This window comes from Polynucleobacter sp. MG-6-Vaara-E2, assembly GCF_018687695.1.
Classification (GTDB): Bacteria; Pseudomonadota; Gammaproteobacteria; order Burkholderiales; family Burkholderiaceae; genus Polynucleobacter.
Map to the genome: position 1 here is coordinate 1,071,816 of NZ_CP061303.1, position 20,174 is coordinate 1,091,989.

General features: G+C 45.7%; 19 protein-coding genes and 2 tRNA genes. 9 read left to right on the forward strand and 12 right to left on the reverse strand.

Annotation, left to right across the window (positions count from 1 at the left end; genetic code table 11):
• Nucleotides 1-2: 2 nt before the first annotated feature.
• The 5 genes from ICV38_RS05630 to ICV38_RS05650 form a co-directional block, all read right to left on the reverse strand.
• Nucleotides 3-629 carry a membrane integrity-associated transporter subunit PqiC gene (locus ICV38_RS05630; protein ID WP_215378179.1) on the reverse strand — a complete coding sequence of 209 codons (627 nt, stop codon included), beginning with the start codon at nt 627-629 and terminating at the stop codon, nt 3-5.
• Entirely contained in the window at nt 626-1,558 is a 933-nt protein-coding gene (locus ICV38_RS05635) for an MlaD family protein (protein ID WP_215378182.1), read from the reverse strand. Before ICV38_RS05635 ends, ICV38_RS05630 begins: the two co-directional genes overlap by 4 nt.
• Nucleotides 1,555-2,340 (reverse strand): ABC transporter ATP-binding protein, encoded by a 786-nt coding sequence (locus ICV38_RS05640; protein ID WP_215378184.1) that lies wholly within the window; start codon nt 2,338-2,340, stop codon nt 1,555-1,557. The genes ICV38_RS05635 and ICV38_RS05640 overlap by 4 nt, the downstream gene beginning before the upstream one ends.
• Nucleotides 2,340-3,530 carry an ABC transporter permease gene (locus tag ICV38_RS05645; protein ID WP_215378187.1) on the reverse strand — a complete coding sequence of 397 codons (1,191 nt, stop codon included), beginning with the start codon at nt 3,528-3,530 and terminating at the stop codon, nt 2,340-2,342. Before ICV38_RS05645 ends, ICV38_RS05640 begins: the two co-directional genes overlap by 1 nt.
• 90 nt (nt 3,531-3,620) lie before the next feature.
• Nucleotides 3,621-3,697, reverse strand: a tRNA-Arg gene (locus ICV38_RS05650).
• An 18-nt stretch (nt 3,698-3,715) separates the two neighbouring features.
• Here ICV38_RS05650 and greB point away from each other — a divergent pair.
• On the forward strand, nt 3,716-4,216 hold the full coding sequence (gene greB / locus ICV38_RS05655) for a transcription elongation factor GreB (protein WP_215378189.1): 501 nt from the start codon (nt 3,716-3,718) through the stop codon (nt 4,214-4,216).
• A gap of 14 nt (nt 4,217-4,230) precedes the next feature.
• Here the strand turns inward: greB and ICV38_RS05660 are convergent, their stop codons facing one another.
• From ICV38_RS05660 to ICV38_RS05675, 4 genes are all read right to left on the reverse strand, one after another.
• A complete protein-coding gene (locus ICV38_RS05660; protein ID WP_251368116.1) occupies nt 4,231-6,582 on the reverse strand; it encodes a bifunctional (p)ppGpp synthetase/guanosine-3',5'-bis(diphosphate) 3'-pyrophosphohydrolase in 2,352 nt (783 codons plus the stop codon).
• 84 nt (nt 6,583-6,666) lie between these two features.
• Nucleotides 6,667-6,870, reverse strand: a complete 204-nt coding sequence (gene rpoZ / locus ICV38_RS05665) for a DNA-directed RNA polymerase subunit omega (RefSeq protein ID WP_011902918.1) — start codon at nt 6,868-6,870, stop codon at nt 6,667-6,669.
• A gap of 44 nt (nt 6,871-6,914) precedes the next feature.
• A complete protein-coding gene (gene gmk / locus ICV38_RS05670) occupies nt 6,915-7,553 on the reverse strand; it encodes a guanylate kinase (protein WP_215378195.1) in 639 nt (212 codons plus the stop codon).
• 23 nt (nt 7,554-7,576) lie between these two features.
• Nucleotides 7,577-8,506, reverse strand: a complete 930-nt coding sequence (locus ICV38_RS05675) for a YicC/YloC family endoribonuclease (protein ID WP_215378197.1) — start codon at nt 8,504-8,506, stop codon at nt 7,577-7,579.
• Nucleotides 8,507-8,548: 42 nt separating this feature from the next.
• Here ICV38_RS05675 and rph point away from each other — a divergent pair, with 42 nt between their 5' ends.
• From rph to ICV38_RS05695, 4 genes are read left to right on the forward strand one after another with little or no spacing between them, the layout of a single operon-like run.
• Nucleotides 8,549-9,289 carry a ribonuclease PH gene (gene rph, locus ICV38_RS05680; protein WP_215378199.1) on the forward strand — a complete coding sequence of 247 codons (741 nt, stop codon included), beginning with the start codon at nt 8,549-8,551 and terminating at the stop codon, nt 9,287-9,289.
• 19 nt (nt 9,290-9,308) lie between these two features.
• Nucleotides 9,309-9,899: an RdgB/HAM1 family non-canonical purine NTP pyrophosphatase gene (gene rdgB / locus ICV38_RS05685; RefSeq protein ID WP_215378202.1), complete on the forward strand. Its 591-nt coding sequence runs from the start codon at nt 9,309-9,311 to the stop codon at nt 9,897-9,899.
• Nucleotides 9,892-11,082, forward strand: a complete 1,191-nt coding sequence (hemW, locus tag ICV38_RS05690) for a radical SAM family heme chaperone HemW (RefSeq protein ID WP_215378205.1) — start codon at nt 9,892-9,894, stop codon at nt 11,080-11,082. The genes rdgB and hemW overlap by 8 nt, the downstream gene beginning before the upstream one ends.
• A 44-nt stretch (nt 11,083-11,126) precedes the next feature.
• Nucleotides 11,127-12,140, forward strand: coding sequence for a tripartite tricarboxylate transporter substrate binding protein (locus ICV38_RS05695; protein WP_251368117.1), 1,014 nt, complete (start codon nt 11,127-11,129; stop codon nt 12,138-12,140).
• A gap of 68 nt (nt 12,141-12,208) precedes the next feature.
• Here ICV38_RS05695 and ICV38_RS05700 read toward each other — a convergent pair whose 3' ends face one another.
• The 3 genes from ICV38_RS05700 to ICV38_RS05710 form a co-directional block, all read right to left on the reverse strand.
• Entirely contained in the window at nt 12,209-13,660 is a 1,452-nt protein-coding gene (locus ICV38_RS05700; RefSeq protein ID WP_215378208.1) for a sensor histidine kinase, read from the reverse strand.
• An 87-nt stretch (nt 13,661-13,747) separates the two neighbouring features.
• Nucleotides 13,748-13,837 (reverse strand) — tRNA-Ser (locus ICV38_RS05705).
• A 20-nt stretch (nt 13,838-13,857) separates the two neighbouring features.
• Nucleotides 13,858-14,994, reverse strand: a complete 1,137-nt coding sequence (locus ICV38_RS05710) for an NAD(P)/FAD-dependent oxidoreductase (protein ID WP_215378211.1) — start codon at nt 14,992-14,994, stop codon at nt 13,858-13,860.
• 165 nt (nt 14,995-15,159) lie between these two features.
• On the opposite strand from ICV38_RS05710, the gene pgi reads away from it, so the two are divergent.
• The 4 genes from pgi to nadC are packed head-to-tail and all read left to right on the forward strand — an operon-like array spanning nt 15,160 to nt 20,173.
• The gene (pgi, locus tag ICV38_RS05715; protein ID WP_215378214.1) at nt 15,160-16,686 is read left to right on the forward strand and encodes a glucose-6-phosphate isomerase; all 1,527 of its coding nucleotides are present in this window, start codon (nt 15,160-15,162) and stop codon (nt 16,684-16,686) included.
• Nucleotides 16,687-16,727: 41 nt separating this feature from the next.
• Complete coding sequence (locus tag ICV38_RS05720) at nt 16,728-18,113, forward strand: phosphomannomutase/phosphoglucomutase (RefSeq protein WP_215378217.1); 1,386 nt, start codon at nt 16,728-16,730, stop codon at nt 18,111-18,113.
• Between the two features lie 38 nt (nt 18,114-18,151).
• On the forward strand, nt 18,152-19,279 hold the full coding sequence (gene nadA / locus ICV38_RS05725; protein WP_215378220.1) for a quinolinate synthase NadA: 1,128 nt from the start codon (nt 18,152-18,154) through the stop codon (nt 19,277-19,279).
• A gap of 36 nt (nt 19,280-19,315) precedes the next feature.
• Nucleotides 19,316-20,173 (forward strand): carboxylating nicotinate-nucleotide diphosphorylase, encoded by an 858-nt coding sequence (nadC, locus tag ICV38_RS05730; RefSeq protein WP_215378222.1) that lies wholly within the window; start codon nt 19,316-19,318, stop codon nt 20,171-20,173.
• Nucleotide 20,174 lies beyond the last annotated feature (1 nt).

The following is a 20,174-nucleotide window of genomic DNA, read 5'->3' on the forward strand; positions in this document are numbered from 1 at the left end:
AATCACTGCCCCATAGGCTTAGGTAAATTGCCAGCATATTGATAAAGCTGCTCTTCATATTGCTTCAAGATTTCAGCAAGGGCTTGCTGCTGACCCAACACAAGCGCCTCAGGAGTATTGTCTTTAAGAGCAATACGCTTGGTATAACGGTTTGCACCAATTAAGGGATTGCCTTTGCCGGCGTTAGTGACTGTAAGGAAGAATTCAACACTGACAACCGCCTCAGGCTTGACGCGATAGTCACCATAAAACTCATTCACGGTAGCTTGCAATGTGTAATAGGAGAAAAAGCTGGAATTCAGCCCCACGGTTGCCGCAAAGATTCCGGCCTTATTCAGCCAATCACGCTCTGAGTTAGCAATCATCTCTGATGGGATGGCGGCATAGACGTTATAAAAATCTTTTTCATAACGCTGATCGGAGATACGGTAAACCAAAGACTTACCGTCAAATGGTGGGGCTACGCTTACCGACCCAACCTTCAGCCAAAAGTCTGAACGCAATTTAAGAGGCGCGCCAGTGCGCTCGGGTACAACCATCCAACTAGCAGGCGTAACGGGCGCACGAGATGGAAGGGAGCACGCCATCAGGGCGCTAGCGAATGCAAAAGAAAGTAAATATTTAATCATTTAGCGGCTCCTGGTTGCGCTTGAGAGCCTTGCATTGGAGGTGTAATTTTTGGGGGTGGCTCGCCCCAAATTAAACTGGATGGCGATTGACTAGCAATGCGACTAAATTCATTCAGCTGTTCGCTAGTCTGCTTAAGATTCTCAATGGTAAGCTGCGTATCACCCTGAATACTGGTAATGGTTTGACGCAAGGCAACCATAGAGCCAACCAATTCCCGCATTAGGATATTGAGCTCTTCCTTATCAGTGACTTTTGCAATCCGCTCCATGATGATGTTCATCTCTTTCACAGATCGAATTAGTCCCTCATTGTCTTTTCCATCGCCAGCCATGAGCGTGTTGAGATTACCCAACAGTGCATCAAACTTTTTCTGAGTGCCGTCAATGTTGACTTGATTTAATCCATCAATCAACTTTTGAACGCCTTCAATAATTTGATCTGCTTGATTTGGTAAAGAAGGAATGACAGGATATTTTGATTTCCACCCATATGGCAATGGTGGGTAAGAGTCTGCAACTGGCGTGAAGTTGAACTCTATATAGTTCACCCCAGTAATACCCTGCGACTTAACCTGAGCACGCAAATTATTCTTCACAAACTCTTTAATCAGGTCTTCGTTAACGGTTTCACCAAGAATCTGCATGCGAACCACTACGTACTGATGGCGATCATGAAACGGCACATCCTGCTCATAAATATCGCCAGATAATCCAATATCAGTTACTTGACCGATCTTCACGCCTCTGAATCTGACAGCAGCGCCAGTATCTAGGCCGGTAACCGACTGCTTGATATAGGTCTCGATCATGAAGGATTTTTTAAATAATTGGCCAGAACCAAAAATCAATATCACCGTTATGAGCACACCGATAGCGGCTAGCACAAAAACGCCAAGGCGGAAATAGTTAGGGTTGGAGTTATTACTCATACTGCGTCCTTAGTCGTAATGCGATTAAAGAATTGGCGCACCCTGGGATCGGTGCTGGTATCTCTTAAAACTCTAGGATCACCTTCTGCAATGATTCCTTTGGCGGCTTTATCTAACATGATCACCTTATCTGCAATGGTGTAGATGCTGGCTAACTCGTGCGAAACAATCACAAAAGTAATGCCTAAGTTTTTGGATAGATCAAGAATGGTTTGATCTAAATCTGCTGAAGTAATTGGATCTAGGCCAGCCGAAGGCTCATCCAAGAACAAGATCTTTGGATCTAGTGCCATTGCTCTAGCAATTGCTGCACGCTTTTGCATGCCACCACTGATATCACTCGGCATATAGGTCTCGTAAGGCAATAAACCCACTAGATCAAGCTTACAACGTGCTAACAAGTTCATTTGGTCTTGCGTTAACTGGGTGTATTCCTGCATGAACAGAGTAATGTTGTCCAGCAAATTCATGGAACCAAATAGCGCTCCCTGCTGATACATAACGCCAAAGCTTGTCATAATTTTTTGGCGCTCAGCTCCCTGAGCCACAGTAATATTTTGACCCTCGATCAAGACATCTCCAGATAGAGGTTGGTACAAGCCAAAAATGTTTTTGAGAAGACTTGATTTACCGCAACCCGAGCCGCCCAAGATAACAAAGATCTCACCGTTATTGACAGTGAAATTGAGATCCTTCATCAAAATATTAGAGCCATAGCCTACGGTCAAATTTTTGACCTCAATAGCGTATGGAGAGATAGGAGCGGTTACCGGCGTACTCATCAGAAACCTGTTTTATAAGAAATGACAGCGAAGATACCATCGACCAAAACGATCATGACAATGCTACTCACGACTGCTCGCGTAGCTGAGATACCGACAGCTGCAGCTCCAGTACCTGTTTGCATACCTCGCAAGCAACCCATTGCAGAGACAACAACCCCAAACATCGTTGCCTTAACCAAACCTGAGATCACATCCTCAACACCGACAGCGCTAATCATGCCGTTATAAAAATTGATAAAAGGAATACCGTAAAGCAGCATGGTGATCATGGAGGCGACGATACTCACGATGTCAGCAAATAGTGTCAGGATGGGCGCCACCAAAATACCAGCGAGGACTCTTGGCACCACCAAGAAACGAATTGGACTCAAACCGCCAGTTACCAATGCATCAACCTCATTGTTCACAGTCATCGTGCCAATTTCAGCAGCAAAAGCTGCGGATGATCTACCAGCGAGCAAGATGGCTGTAATTAAAGGACCCATCTCACGCACGATTCCCAAAGCTGCCAAGGGGCCAACAAAGGTTGTGGCCCCAAATTGCTTCATGCCAATGGCGGCCTGAAATGAGAGAATCACGCCAATCAAAAATGAAACTAGGCCAATGATGGGCAAGGCTGCAATACCCGCTTCTACAGCTGCATTTACAAAGTCACCCCAGCGCACTTGTCTAATATGACGAATTGACCAAAATAAATCTGCGGCTAGATGGCCCGTAAAAGAAATGAGTCCACGCGCATCATCCAGCAGGTTCTGCATAGCCATACCAGTACTAACCACAAAACTTCTTTTAGGCTTAACAACTGGTACTGGAAATAAATTCGAGATCGGATCAAATTCGTGCAGCAAAGGTTGATAGCGACTCTCAAGGCCCTGCAATTCAAATTTAGCTCCAGCCTTTTGCTGTGACTCTTGAACTCCGATTAAGAAGGCTATGCCTGCACCATCTAATGAGGTGACCTGCGATGCATCAAAAACCAGCGAAGCATTTGGAAGAATGCTGGCGGGTATGTTTGCAAGCCAAGCATTTTGGGAATCCTTAATCTGCGTCCACACTCCACCTAAGGTATAGACGTTAACCACACCACTAAGCGTGATCTTGGCGTGGGAGGCATCAATTTGCGACCAAACAGCAACTGGGGTACTAGTTTTAGGGGAAACCGCAGAATTTGTCTCAGAAACGCTCATAAATAGACTATAAGGGATCTCTGTAAAGCCTTTGTGAAATTTGCAAAAATGAAAAAAGGGCCTAGTTTTTTAACTAGGCCCTATATAGGATGGTGCGGCTGGCAGGAATTGAACCCACGACCCCTTGGTTCGTAGCCAAGTACTCTATCCAGCTGAGCTACAGCCGCAACAGCCATAATTATGCCATGGAAGAGAAGAACTACATCACCCCTGCTGGTCACGAGCGAATTAAAACTGAGCTATTACAGCTTCTAAACCTTGATAGACCCGAGGTTGTAAAGGTGGTGCACTGGGCAGCGAGCAATGGTGATCGCTCAGAAAATGGGGACTATATCTACGGTAAAAAGCGTCTTCGGGAGATTGATCGGCGCATTCGCTTTCTGAATAAACGGCTCGAATTTGCCGTTGTGGTCAACAATTCTGCCCGAAAATCAGGCGACGCAGATACAGAGCAAATCTTCTTTGGTGCAACTGTCACCTACTCTCCATTAGAGGGTAAGGATGTTGGAAAAGAGACGACCATTACTATCGTAGGTGTGGATGAGGTGGATTTAGAGAAGAATCACGTCAGTTGGGTATCGCCTATTGCCAAGGCACTGATCAAAGCAAGACTGGGTGACTGTGTCACGATCCAAACACCAACGGGGCCAACGGAAATTGAAATCCTAGACGTTCAGTATCTTTAAAAAGTAGTCAGACTTTAGACTGCGCGAGTACGTGTGACTCGCATTACATCAGGATTAGTACGCAAGCTTCGCATCACCTTAGATAAGTGCAGACGATCATAGACTTGAATCGTGAAGCGAATGGTTACAGAGTCTTCCTTGAAACGATCTTCCATCGACACATTCATGATGTTCGAATCTGCTGAAGTAACGCTACTAGCAACCCGCGCCAATACACCCTTACCTTGACGAGTATCAATCGCAAGATCAACTTCAAACTCACGGTTAAGCTCTTTGGCCCACTCCACTTCAACCCACTTATCGCTATCTTTTGACAACATTCTTATAGCTACTGGACAGTCATTGGTGTGGACGTGTAAACCCTCACCTTTACCAAGATAGCCAATAATGTTGTCGCCTGGAATTGGGTGGCAACATGATTGAAAGCTAATAGAATTACCTTCCCGACCATCAACCAATATCGCTTGACGCTGGTGGTGATATTGATGTGCCTCTTGATTAGGAGCAACCCAATCAGCAGCACCAAGACGCATTTGTTCACCACCACCCTCATCGTCAATCAAGATTTTGAGACGAATCGCCAACTCTTGAGGTGAGCGGCGACCAAGGGCGATATTCACACAAGCTTCTTCACGTGTTTTGTCACCCGTCCAATGCATAAGCTTTTCCCAAATCTCCGGGGTAAGTAATGCGGCATCAACAGCCTGCTGGCGTAGACTATTAGCAAGCAGTCGCTCGCCTAATTGCAGTGATTCAGAATAATGCTTAGTTTTTAATGAATGTCGAATGGAGGCGCGCGCCTTACCTGTTCTAACAAAGGCTAACCAACCAGGATTGGGTTGTGAGTTGGCTGAGGTGACCACCTCAATAATGTCACCGTTCTTGAGCTCGCTGCGCAAAGGCAATTGCAGGCCATTAATTTTTACCGCTACGCAGTTATTACCCAAATCGCTATGAATAGAATATGCAAAATCTAGGGCTGTTGCACCTCTTGGTAACGCACGAATTTGTCCGGTAGGTGTAAAGACATAAACAGCATCAGGGAACAGATCAATCTTGACGTGTTCTAAGAACTCTTGGGAGTCGCCGCTACTATCTTGAATATCAATCAAGGATTGCAACCATTGATGAGCACGATTTTGTACCTCGCTCATATCGGGTGAGCCATCCTTATAGGCCCAATGGGCAGCTACACCAGCCTCCGCTACGGCATGCATATCTGTTGTACGAATCTGAAACTCTACTGGCACACCAGATGGTCCCAATAAGGTTGTGTGTAAAGACTGGTAGCCATTTAATTTGGGAATGGCGATGTAATCCTTAAACTTGCCAGGCATCGGCTTAAAAAATGAGTGCAAGACGCCGAGTGCGCGATAGCATTCATCAATACTCCCAACCGTTACACGGAATGCATATACATCTAGCACTTGAGAAAAACTCACATGCTTAGAGCGCATCTTGTTATAGATGCTGTAGAGGGTTTTCTCACGACCACGAAGATCTGCCTCGAGATTTGCTTTTGCAAAAGCCAGACGTGAGGCTTGCAAGATCTTCTCAACCATTTCTTTACGATTGCCACGAGCCCGTTTAACGGCGCCTTCAATAACGCGAAAGCGCATGGGCATGGAATATCGAAAACTCAGGTCTTGTAAATCACGGTAGATCACGTTAAGACCAAGGCGATGCGCAATCGGCGCGTAGATCTCAATAGTTTCGGCGGCTACCCTGCGGCGCTTTTCCATCGGCACAGCGTCAAGCGTACGCATATTGTGCGTACGATCTGCTAGCTTGACCAGAATGACACGCACATCACGGGCCATGGCCATAAACATTTTGCGAAAGCTTTCTGCTTGCGCTTCTGCATGACTCTGAAACTCGAGCTTGTCGAGCTTCGTTAAGCCTTCAACCAGCTCTGCAACTTTGCTACCAAACTTTTCGACTAAGTCTGCTTTAGTACAACCTGTGTCCTCAATCACATCATGTAATAGTGCTGCCATGATCGATGGCGCATCTAAACGCCAAGTGGCACAAAGCTCTGCTACTGCAACTGGATGGGTAATGTAAGGCTCACCACTATGACGGTACTGCCCTAAGTGGGCTGCATCTGAAAACTGGAAGGCTTTTTTGATCTGCGTTATTTCGTCAGGCTTGAGATAAGCCAATTTTGCAATCAAACCTTCAATTGATACAACTTGATGCTTTAAAGGAAGGCTTGGGGCTGAAGTCGGCCCGAATAAATGGCGACTTGATTGCGCTAATAAAGTAGCAATGATGGATTTTTTTCCATCCTGCTTTTTAAAACCGCCTGAGGTGTCTGAGGGTGTATCTAGTAGATCTGCTTGGAGATCATTTTTTACTGCACTCAAAGAGGTCTCCTTGGACGAGACCCCTCCTACTAATTCCGATGTCTTGGTCGATCCTAGAGGGAGCTCCACACCGGAACTCCTAAATTACAAAGGTACTTTGGTCAACATATCACGGTCAGTCACACCAGCGGCTACTTCGCGCAATGCAACAACCGTAGCTTTGTCTCGGGACTCAACACGTGGGGAGTGACCTTGAACCAATTGACGCGCACGATATGTCGCAGCCAGCACTAGTTCAAAACGATTTGGAATGGTTTTAAGGCAATCTTCTACAGTAATACGGGCCATGCTGAACTCACTTAATTTAGCTTCAATACCTATAGGATAACTGATTAGACCCCGAGGCGCCTCAAAAGGGCTGGATTTCGGGCCATACTGGGTCCAGAACGAAGACGACTGGAAGCCAATATGTGTTTCAGATCAACTAGAGCCTGATCAAAAGAATCGTTGACCACAATGTAATCCGCTTCATGGGCATGCAAAAGCTCCACATGTGCTGCCGCTAATCTTCTCTGAATTGTCTCTACATTATCTTGACCACGCTTACGCAAGCGCTCTTCAAGAGCCTCAATGGATGGTGGAAAAATAAAGATCCACTGGACTGACGGAATGAGTTTGCGAATTTGTTGCGCACCCTGCCAATCAATTTCAAGCATCACATCATTGCCCGCTTGCATTTGAGATTCGATCCAAGGTTTTGAGGTGCCATAAAAATGGCCATGAACCTGAGCCCACTCCAAAAAGTGACCTTGATCTCTCTCGGCAATAAACTCTTCTTGAGTGACAAAACGATAATCTTTGCCATCAACCTCACCTGGCCTAGGAGCACGTGTAGTCGTAGATAGCGAGAGCTTTAATCCGGCATCCTCTTTCAATAGTGCATTAACCAACGATGACTTACCTGCACCTGAAGGTGCGACGATCATGAGCATGCTGCCCTGATATGAAGTGGTTGAGATTGGCTTAGTCATAGATCAATTGTACAAAGGGCTAATTACTCCAAATTTTGTACTTGCTCCCGCATTTGCTCTATCAATAATTTGAGCTCTAAAGCAGCCTGAGTGCACTCCTCAGAAACCGATTTAGAACTTAAGGTATTAGCCTCACGATTTAATTCCTGCATGAGGAAATCAAGGCGCTTACCAACCGGTCCCTTACCAGCTAGGGCGGTATCGACTGCTTGTAGATGGGTTTTTAAACGCGCAAACTCTTCAGCAATATCAATCCGAACTGCGTAGAGAACTACTTCTTGCCGAATGCGCTCCATCAGCTCGGCACCCGCTTTGGCTTGTTCTTGAGCGACCAAAGCTTCTGCCAAGCGTTCCGTTAACTTCTCTTGGTACTGCGCCACATATTCTGGAACCTTAGGCTCAATGGCCTTAACAATCTCGCGCATTTTGGCAGTAATACTGCCCAGCACACCAACCAATGCCTTGCCTTCAGCATGGCGACTTTCCATCAAGGCATCTAAAGCTGCGCGCCCTGCTTCAACAGTTGCCACAATCCAACCCTCCTCTTCGCCTCTGGGTTCAGAAACAATTCCAGGCCAGCGCAATACTTCAGCAATGCTTAATTCTTGCGCTTTCGGAAAAGACTCTTGGGCTTTTTCTTGAAGGGTATAGAGCGCATCTAAACGATCTTTATTTAAAGCACCCAATGCATGGGGATTACTCTTCGATGCACCCGCAGCTCCACTATTGACCCGCCAGGCTGCCCGAAACTCGACTTTTCCCCGCGATAGGTTTTGAGTGACCATCTCCCGTAAGGCAGGCTCCGCCCCTCGGCACTCATCGGGAAGACGAAAGCCTAAATCCAGAAAGCGGCTATTTACAGCCCGACATTCCACCTGCAGATCAGCAACTACGCCCGCTCCTAGGGAGACTTGGCAAGAAGCGCTACCATAACCAGTCATGCTCGATATCATATGAACATTGTAGATTCTTTATAGTCACTTCAGGACAAACCCATGAGCAGCCCAAATTCAGCCAATATCACCCGTCCCAGCGGTCGTAAGCCAAAAGACTTACGCCCTGTAACCATCTCCAGAAGCTTCACCAAACATGCCGAAGGTTCTGTACTGATTGCCTTTGGTGATACCAAGGTTCTGTGTACTGCCAGCATTCTCGATAAAGTTCCTCCTCATAAGCGGGGTTCTGGCGAAGGCTGGGTTACCGCTGAATATGGCATGCTTCCACGCTCCACTCATACCCGTAGCGATCGTGAGGCAGCACGCGGCAAGCAATCGGGTCGCACCCAAGAAATTCAGCGCCTCATTGGTCGTGCGATGCGTAGCGTGTTTAATTTAGAAATTCTAGGTGAGCGTACGATTCACTTGGATTGCGATGTTTTGCAAGCCGATGGTGGTACGCGTACCGCCTCCATTACAGGCGCATATGTTGCCGCTCGTGATGCGGTCAATCAATTGCTCAAAAGTGGTGTCCTTACTCAAGACCCGATCATTGATAGCGTAGCTGCAATTTCTGTTGGTATTTATCAAGGCGTGCCAGTCTTAGATTTAGATTATCCGGAAGATTCTTCCTGCGATACCGATATGAATGTGGTTATGACTGGTAAAGGCGGCATGATTGAAGTACAAGGCACTGCTGAAGGAGCAGCTTTCTCTCGAAGTGAGTTGACTGCTCTATTAGATTTGGCTGAGCAAGGCATACGAGAGCTGACCCAATTACAAATTGATGCTTTGAAATAATTCAGGGGAAGTATTGATTATGCAAAAGCTCGTGCTCGCCTCTAATAATGCTGGCAAAGTTCGAGAGTTTCAGGCGCTCTTGGCGCCTTTGCATTATCAAATTATTCCTCAAGGCGAGTTAGGTATACCCTCTGCAGAAGAGCCCCATCACACCTTTGTTGAGAATGCGCTTGCCAAGGCGCGTCATGCTAGCGCAGCTAGCGGTCTTCCAGCACTGGCAGACGATTCTGGAATTTGCGCACATGCTTTAAATGGTCAACCTGGGGTGTTATCTGCCCGCTATGCAGGCGAGCCTGCAAATGATGCCGCTAACAATCAAAAGTTAATTCACGAACTCAAAGGTAAGGAAGATCGTAGTGTTCACTACGTTTGTGCATTAGTTTTTGTTGATAGCGTAAAAGACACCGAACCCATCATTGTGCAAACACGCTGGTATGGAACTTTTATTCATGAAGCAAAAGGCTCAAATGGTTTTGGCTATGACCCGCATTTCTTTCTACCCGAATTAGGTCTTACTGCTGCCGAGTTAGAGCCCGTGAGTAAGAATGCCATTAGCCATCGTGGCCAAGCACTACGTGAACTGATTGAGCAACTGAAATTACGTGCCTAAGCTGCAAGCAAAAGCTGTTTCTTTAACAGCGCTTCCCCCTCTTGCTCTGTATATCCACTTTCCCTGGTGCGAAAAGAAGTGTCCCTATTGCGACTTCAATTCACATCAAATTAAAGAAGGTGTCAGCAAAAGATCTGGATTTGATGAGCAACGTTACATCAAAGCATTAATTGCAGATTTAGAAACTGAGCTTCCCAATATCTGGGGAAGACAAGTCCATAGTATTTTCATTGGTGGCGGTACTCCTAGCCTCCTTTCACCGGAGGGTGTGGATCAGTTGCTCTCTGCAATTCGCGCCAGAGTAAATTTAGAGCCCAATGCTGAAATCACTATGGAGGCCAATCCCGGATCAATTGAGGCTGACAAGTTTGCCGCCTTTGCAAAATACGGCATTAACCGTGTATCGATTGGCGTGCAGAGCTTTCAAGACGAACAACTAAAAGTCTTGGGACGCATACATAATGGCGCAGAGGCGAAGCGCGCTATACAGATTGCCTTGGAAAACTTCACGTCCGTCAATTTAGATCTCATGTACGGCTTACCCAATCAGACCTTGCAAGCTGCTAAGGCCGATGTCGAAACTGCACTCTCGTTTAAAACACCGCACTTGTCCTTTTATAACCTCATGCTTGAGCCCAATACTTATTTCGCCAGCTTTCCTCCGAAGCTACCAAGCGAAGATGAAGTAGATGCCATCTTTGAGCAAAATTTGGATTTGTTAACAAAAGCTGGTTACAAACGCTATGAAGTATCCGCGTATGCCAAGAAGAATCAAGAATGTAAACACAATTTGAACTACTGGCGCTTCGGAGATTACATCGGCATTGGCGCCGGTGCTCATGGCAAGATTTCTTTTCCAAACAAGATCACTCGTCAAGTTCGTGAACGCCACCCAGAAACTTATATGTCCTTAATGGAGAGTAAAGGTAATGCCTTGATTGAGTCAAAAGAGCTTGATTCAGAAGATCTGCCTTTTGAATTCATGCTCAATGCTTTGCGATTACGCGATGGGGTTGACACCAGCACTTTCAGCGAGCGCACTGGGCTACCATTAAGCATCATCAGCAAAGGCTTAGATGAAGCAAGCAAAAAGGGCTTGTTAGATGAAAATCCGAGCAAACTTAAAGCTACCGATCAGGGTTTACGCTATTTAAATAATCTACAAGAGATATTTCTCAGTTAAAGTAACTTGCTGAAAAATATATCAATCCGCCCCGGAGACAACCAATGATTTATCGTAATTTGTATCAGCAGCACTGCGCTCGTTTGCTAGCTTGCCTAGCCATGTCATTAAGCGCCCTACTGACCTCGCCAGTTGCTTTCGCACAAGCAAAAGGTTGGCCAGATAAACCAGTAAAGCTCTATGTTGGTTTCCCACCAGGTGGCGGCTCTGATGCTATTGCTCGCATCATTGCTATTAACCTCTCACAAATGTGGGGTCAACAGGTCATTATCGATAACCGTGGTGGCGCTGCAGGTACGATCGCTGCTGATTTAGTTGCTAAATCTCCTGCTGATGGCTATACCCTTGGCCTTGCGCATGTGAATGCCCTTTCTATTATTCCGGCACTTGGACAAAAAATGTCCTATAACGCCTCTACCGATTTCACACCAATAGTATTGTTAGGTATCACCCCTAATATCTTGATTGCAAATATTGATGCTCCAGCAAAAAATGTGAAGGATCTGGTTGCTTATATGAAACAAAATCCAGGCAAGGTCAGTTTTGGCTCGGCTGGCAATGGCAGTACACAACACTTAGCATATGAGCTCTTTATGCACATGGCGGGTACAGAAGCCTTGCATATTCCATACAAAGGTAGCGGTCCTGTATTGGTTGATTTAATTGCTGGCCACATCACTTATGCATTTGAAACCATGGGTGCCGCAACGCCCCATATTCAAAGTGGCAAAGTGATCCCTCTGGCACAGACAAGAACTAAGCGCTCACCTGCATACCCCAACGTTCCAACCATGGAGCAACTAGGCTACGTGGGTTTTGAGGCAACGGCTTGGTATGGCTTAATGGGTCCAGCAAAGTTGGATCCCAAGATCGTTGAAAAAATAAATGCTGACGTGAACACCATTTTGCGTAAACCAGAAATTCAGGCAAAGTTAAATGAAGTTGGCGCAGAAGATGGCGGCGGCACTCCAGCAGCGTTCAGTAAATTTATCCTTAAAGATCGTAATCAATGGGCTAAATTAGTTAAAGATGCCAAGCTACAAGTAGATCTGAATTAACACCCCAACCATTATTTTGGCCAATAAAAAAGGGTTTCGTACGACCCTTTTTGTTGAGCAATGCAATCTTAATGCGGCATTGGCGCCGACTCTACAGGCAATTGAAAAATAAACTTTGCCCCGCCATCAATAGAATTCTCATACCAAATGGTTCCACCATGTCTTGTGATGATGTGTTTGCACAACCACAGACCGAGACCCATCCCTGATTTTTTAGTAGAAGAAAGTAACTCAAATAGGTGCTCTTGAACTTCTGGTGAGACTCCCTCACCATTGTCAGCAATAGAGATCTGGATACTGCCATCAATGTGACGCCCTTGAATAATCAGGGCTCGATCAGGGCCACTAGAGGCTGCCAAAACCTGAATAGCGTTGTTAATCAGGTTTAAGAGAACCTGCTGAATTTCGCCAGCAGTAACATTGGCGATTAAGTTGGGCTCCAGCTGCAGGGTAATCTGAATTTTTTGGCTAGTAATTTCTGCCTTAGCGATATTTAAAACCGTTTGCAATAACTCACCTACATCTACTTTTTTTGATACTACTTTTTCCTCTGAAAAGATGGATCGTAGGGAACGAATAATATTTGCTGCTCGCTGATTATCAGCAAGTAGGGTATCCAAAATTTCTTTTTCAAGCACAGGACTAATCTCACCTTCAGCTAATTTCTTTTGCAGAAATTGAATATTGAGACTTGATGCTCCAAGCGGCTGATTGAGCTCATGGGCAATAGAAGCTGATAGTGCCCCAGTACTAGCGGTTTTATTGGCCTTGAGCAATGAGCTAATCAAGCTCTCTCGTTCGGCTAAGAGTGCTTTAATTTCCCGATTCTCAAGATTCGACCGAACACTGGACTTGGCAATCTGCTCCGCCCAAAAGCCACCAATCGCAATATAAGACAGGGTGTTCATTACCAGTTGGGCAATCGTAAATAGAATCAGAATTTGCGGGATCTGACTCACCTCGGTGATGGTGAAAGTAGACGCAACTAGAATGGCAATGCGTCCGATTGCAAAAAATAATTCTCCATACGTTGCGTATTGCAAGTATGTCAACTGACTTGAGGGGGTCCTTTTTCTTGTCTTTGTTAACTCAACAATTTGCCATATATAAAAGAGACAATAAAAACTTGCGACAAGTACAGTTCGTATTTCAAAATTACCGTTGATGCGCAAGAATTCAAATGCAATCACAAAGATGATTGTTGAAACGCAAAAGGCAAGCTGTATCCTCTTAGAGACTGTTTGATTTAGCGATAAACAGAAAAGTGCTTGCAAAGTAATTGCAACAACAAATAAAGTATTGGCAATAGTGAAATTAAAGCCAGGGTTAATGATGTTGTCTAAGGTTAGGATCCCACCACCAAAAACAAATAAAGCCAACACGCTAACTAGTAATGAGCCCATCCAATAAGGATTGGGTTTTAACAAGCTTTGAGAGCGGTAGTAGTGATAAATGCCAAACAACAGCCCCATCTGAATGATGGCGATAATGAAAAAATAGATGGCTAGCAATAGCTTCATAGGTCAAATCGTACAACGATCTATCGCTTTTATATGGGCTTGATCGAATAAAGAAAAACCCCAGTCCAAGAACTGGGGTTTGCTTTTTGGCGGAAGAGGTGAGATTCGAACTCACGGAGGACTTTCATCCTCGCCAGTTTTCAAGACTGGTGCATTCAACCGCTCTGCCACTCTTCCTTTGCGATTTCAGCCCTAGATTATAAGGAACTTTTGATTAGTCCCTCTAAATGCTTAGCAATCGCAAGGCTAGAGGTGAGTCCTGGGGACTCAAAGCCATATAGGTTGTAAAGCCCCTGTAGACCATGATCATGCGGACCATTAAAGCTAAAGTCCCCTGCTGGTGAGTTAGGTGGGACGATTTTTGCCCTCACTCCTGAATAATCAGGCTGCAAGGAGTTGTCCTGAAGGCCAGGCCAGTAACGTCTCACAGCTTCATAAAAGCCCTCACCTCGCTTTGGGTTGACCGTGTAATCAATCTGCTCTTCAGTTTCAATATCAAGCCACTCGACATCCGGGCCAAACTTAGCTTGGCCACCCATGTCTAAGGTGAGATGCACACCTAATCCACCTGGCTCTGGAATCGGATAGATCAAGTGGGTAAATGGTGATTTTCCGGAGAGGGAAAAATAATTGCCTTTTGCAAAATAGGCTTTTGGAATTTGATCTGCTGTTAATCCTTCGATTTTTTGCGCAACCGCTGGCGCACTCATACCAGCGCAATTAATGAGCCATTTTGTCTGAATTTGCATGCCATCAGGTCCACCGATCGTTAATTCATAGCCACCCTCAGCCTTATTACTAATTGGCTTGGCACTGATTAATGGAGATTGATAAGCAACCATGCCTCCAGCATCCTCAAACCCCCCGAGTAGGGAAAGCATATATCCATGACTATCTACAATGCCCGTCGTCGAAGACAGAATTGCTGCTACGCATCTGAGATTTGGCTCCAAGGCTTTTGCCTCCTCCCCTGAAATCATCTTGATTTCAGGTACGCCATTATTTTGTGCTTTATACAAAATAGCTTGTAAATCATCAATCTGGGTCTCATCAGCAGCAACAATGAGCTTGCCATAGGGCTGGGTTGCAACTTGATGACTACGGCAGTATTCGTAGAGCAACCGATTGCCCTGAACGCAAAGTTTGGCCTTTAATGAATCCTTGGGATAGTAGATGCCAGCATGGATTACCTCGCTGTTGCGGGCACTGCTCACAGTACCAAAGGCGCTTTCACGTTCAAGCAAGATTGTTTCGCGACCTTGAAGCGCCATCTCACGGGCAACCGCTAGCCCGACAACGCCGGCACCCACCACAACACAATCAACCTGCTCCATCTATCTCCGCCCGTATTTAGTTTTACTGATTGTTTTTGCTTATTTACTGCAGCACTAGTCTCTTTTTTCACTCATTGTGACTATTTGATGACGCCCAATATACCGAAATCCTAACATTTTCAGTGTTTTAGGGGATTTTGACCCCCTTATTGATAAAATCCAAGGATGTCTTCAAACACTGTTTCTGACAAACCGAACGCTATAAATAAGCTATCTGGCAATATGCCCAATGGCGCTCACACTGCCGTAGATGTTGTTCTAGATACCGCTTACCAAGGTATTGATCAGAATGGCTGGTCTCAGTTATTTGAAACAGCTCGTAAGGCAAAACTCTCAGAATTTATTTCTGATATGTTTGCGGGCAAACATATTAACCAGAGTGAGAATCGTCCTGCCCTGCACTCGGCGCTGCGCAACCTCTCAAAATCCCCTGTCTTACTCGATGGCAAGGACGTCATGCCAGATATAACGGATGTATGGCGTCGCATTGAAGCACTTTGCAATAAATGGGTTGGCGTAACCGATGTGATTCATATTGGTATTGGCGGCTCAGACTTTGGTCCACGCTTATCCATTGAGGCCTTGGCTCACGTTCCCGATATTGATAGCCGTGGCATGCGGATGCATTTCTTGGCCAACATTGATACCGCTGAATTAGCCCGGATTCTTGCGCGCGCCTTACCCCATAGCACCCGAGTGGTGATTGTTTCTAAGTCTTTCACCACTTTAGAAACAACCATGAACGCCAAGGCAATTGTGGCTTGGCTCAAAGCCTCTGGTTGCACCAAGAGCCAAATCAATAAGGCTCTATTCGCAGTGACAGCAAACGTTACTGGCGCTAAAGAGTTTGGCATTGAGGAGGATCATATCTTTCCCTTTTGGGATTGGGTTGGTGGCCGTTACTCTGTATGGTCAGCTGTTGGCCTACCAATTGCCTTGCAATATGGATTTAAGACCTTCGAAGAATTTTTAGCTGGCGCTCATGCCATGGATTTGCATTTTAAGAATGCGCCTCTAGAAAGCAACCTGCCAGTCATCATGGCTCTAGCGTTACTCTACCAACAAGAAAAACATGACATTAAAGCCTATGCTGCCATTCCTTATGCCGATGCTCTAGATTGGTTTCCGAAGTGGTTGCAACAGCTTGATATGGAAAGTAATGGTAAGAGTGTTGGTAAAGACGGAAAGCCAGCAAAACACTCTTCCCCAGTAGTGTTTGGTAGTGCTGGTAGCAATGCTCAGCATTCTTATTTTCAGCTGTTTCACCAAGGCCCAGAGATTATTCCAATTGACTTTATTGCAGTCAGAAAACCCATGAGTGATCGACCCGAGGCTGAGGCACATCACCGTATCCTCTTATCCAATTGCTTAGCCCAAGCCCAAGCCTTGGCGCACGGCAAGGTAGATAGCAATCCCAATAATGTCTATCCAGGCAAGCGCCCCAGCAGCCTACTGCTCCTGCCCGAACTAAACGCCTTCTACTTAGGCGCTTTGCTAGCACTTTATGAGAATCGTACTGCCGCACTAGGGGCACTATGGAACATCAATAGTTTTGATCAGCCCGGCGTCGAGTATGGCAAGGTTCTGGCCAAACCAATTGAAAAAGCACTTGCCAGCGGTTCTGATCATGTGGCAGCCGACGATAGTGTTGATGCCATCACTGCGGCCCGCATTAACTTTCTCAACTCTTAATTTCTTAAGCGCCAAGCGCTTTCTTTCATTCAAGGTCTTACATGCAACTCTCCCCATCTATTTTTAAAGCCTATGACATTCGCGGCATTATTGATGAGACTCTGGATCCATCGATTGCCAAATTGATTGGCCAAGCATTTGGTACTGAGATGCGTGAACTTGGCGAAACAGAAATCGTTATTGGTCGCGATGGTCGCCTATCTGGACCGAGTCTGATTGAGGCATTAACAGAAGGCCTGCTCTCTACAGGTATTCATGTGATTGATCTTGGGATGGTTGCTACACCTATGGTGTACTTTGGTGCCAATCAAATCCTAAACGGCAAGAAACCGAAGTCTGGAATCATGATTACCGGCAGTCATAACCCGCCAAATTACAACGGCTTCAAAATGGTTCTAGGTAGTGCAGCAATTTATGGTGACCAGATTCAAGCTTTACGCAAGCGTATTGAAGCCAAGCAATTTGCTACGGGCCAAGGTGTCCGCTCGACTTTCGATATCTTCCCAATGTATCTCAAACATATTGTTGGCGATGTGAAAGTCGCTCGCCCCATGAAGATTGCAGTTGACTGCGGCAACGGTGTTGGCGGCGCATTTGCCGGGCAACTATTCAGAGCATTAGGTTGTGAAGTAGAGGAACTCTTTTGTGAGGTAGATGGTCATTTTCCGAATCACCACCCTGATCCAGCACATCTTGAGAATCTGCAGGACCTCATTCATAACCTCCAGACCACTGACAACGAACTCGGCCTTGCCTTTGATGGTGATGCTGATCGCTTGGGAGTCGTGACCAAAGATGGTCAAGTGATCTTTCCTGATCGCCAAATGATGCTCTTTGCTAAAGATGTGCTCGCTCGCAATCCTGGTGGTCAGATTATTTATGACGTCAAATGCACTCGTAACTTAGCTACTTGGGTTAAGCAACATGGGGGTGAGCCTTTGATGTGGAAAACAGGTCACTCTTTAGTCAAAGCTAAGCTCAAAGAAACTGGCGCTCCCCTTGCCGGTGAAATGTCTGGTCATATCTTCTTTAAGGACCGCTGGTTCGGCTTTGATGATGGTCTTTATACCGGCGCACGCTTACTCGAGATCCTCTCCAAAGAAAAAGATCCCAGTAAGACATTAAATGACTTACCAAATGCAATTTGCACACCTGAATTACAACTAGCTTGCGCTGAAGGTGAGCCTTTTGCCTTACTAGAGACCATTAAGGCAACCGCTAAGTTCCCCACTTCTGAGTCAATTAACACGATTGATGGTGTGCGAGTGGAATACAAAGATGGATTTGGCCTAGCAAGGCCCTCAAATACCACGCCAGTAGTTGTTATGCGCTTTGAGGCAGATAGCGAAGAAGCCATCAAGAGAATACAGGCCGAATTTAAGGCTGTATTGTTAGCAGTCAAGCCTGATGCAAAGTTAGCTTTTTAGAATTCAGTAAACTTACTAGCACTCGTTTATGATTTCTTATGAACTCAACTGTTAGCGCACCAATTGCATTTGACTACCCTCAGCAAGACTCTGCTGGGATTACCTGCACCGCCCAAGCCTGGGCAAAAGTACCAGTCCACTTAGCCGAAGCTGAGAAAAATGCAGTTATTGCTCGCATTAAACAGCTTCTCATTGAAAAAGATGCCGCCTTAGTTGCCCACTATTATGTTGATGGCGATATCCAAGATTTAGCACTTGAAACCGGTGGATTTGTTGCCGACTCATTAGAGATGGCGCGCTTTGGCAAAAATCATCCTGCCAAAAATCTCATTGTTGCAGGCGTACGCTTCATGGGTGAGTCCGCCAAGATTCTCAGTCCTGAAAAGCACGTCTTCATGCCCGATCTTGATGCAACCTGCTCTTTAGATTTGGGCTGTGATGCTGCTGACTTTGCAAAATTTCGCGCAGCACATCCTGATCGCGTTGTAGTCGTGTATGCCAATACATCGGCAGCAGTTAAAGCTCAAGCAGATTGGATGGTGACTAGTTCATGTGCATTAGCTATCGTTCATCAACTCAAAGTTGAAGGCAAGAAAATATTATGGGCACCTGATCGTCATCTTGGTAGATATATTCAAGAACAAACTGGCGCTGATATGCTTTTGTGGAATGGTGCTTGTATTGTTCATGATGAATTCAAAGCGGCTGAATTAGAGACCCTAAAAGCATCCCACCCCAATGCCATGATCTTGGTTCATCCTGAGTCTCCTCAAGCAGTGGTGGATCTAGCAGATGTTGTTGGTTCTACCTCAGCCATGATCAAAGCCGTAGTTGAAGGTCAAGCTACCGAATATATTGTTGCGACTGATAAGGGCATCTTGCATCGCATGCGTCAGCTTTCTCCAAACAAGAAACTGATTGAGGCGCCTACTGCTGGCAATAGTGCCACTTGTAAGAGCTGTGCTCACTGCCCTTGGATGGCCATGAATGGTCTTCAAGGAATCCTAGATTGCCTTGAAAATGCCTCCGGTGAAATCTTCATTGATGAGCCAATTCGTGTTGAGGCGCTTGGCTGCATCGAGCGTATGCTCGATTTCACAAAAAATCATCCTGATCTTCTTGCTAAAGCACAACATGGCTTTGTGAAGAATATTGGCGCAGCTTAATTAAGTTATTTCTTTTATAGATAGATATTGTTTTTCATGTTTGATTACAACGAAACCTTAGAGCAAGCACGTCAACGCAATATTCATGATGCACTCATGGAAGATATTGGTATGGGTGATTGGACTGCTAAGCTCGTTCCAAGCAAGCTGGTTCAAGCACAACTGATCGTTCGTCAAGAATCCGTGCTCTGCGGCGTAGATTGGTTTGAAGGCACCCTCAAGAAGTTAGACCCCAATGCGAAAGTCACTTGGCACTACATTGAGGGCGACCTTATGAAACCCGATACCAAGGTTTGTGATATCCAAGCTGACTCGCAAGCGCTACTCTCTGCGGAGCGTACCTGTATTAACTTCCTGCAAACCCTATCTTGGACAGCAAGCATTACTCGCCAGCACGTTGATGCGATTGCGAGCGCTAGCCCAAACCCAAAAGGCTGTGCAGTTCTAGATACCCGTAAAACGATTCCGGGATTACGTCAGGCACAAAAGTATGCAGTACGAGTGGGTGGTGGGAAAAATCAACGTCTTGCTCTATGGCACGGTATTTTGATTAAAGAAAATCATATTGCCGCTGCAGGTAGCGTAACCGCTGCCCTTAAGAATGCGCAAGCACTGAAATCTGGAGTAGATATTCAAATTGAAGTAGAAAACTTTTCTGAACTAGAAGAAGCTTTAGCTGCTGGTGCTCAGAGCATCTTAATTGATAACTTTAATACCGATCAAATGAAACAAGCCGTTGCTATTACTGCAGGTCGTGCGCTCTTAGAGGCTTCTGGCGGGATCAATTTAGATCAGATGCGTGCAATTGCGGCTACTGGAGTTGATCGCATCTCGCTAGGTAAGTTAACCAAAGATGTGAATGCAGTGGATTTCTCAATGAGAATTCTAGGCTAGA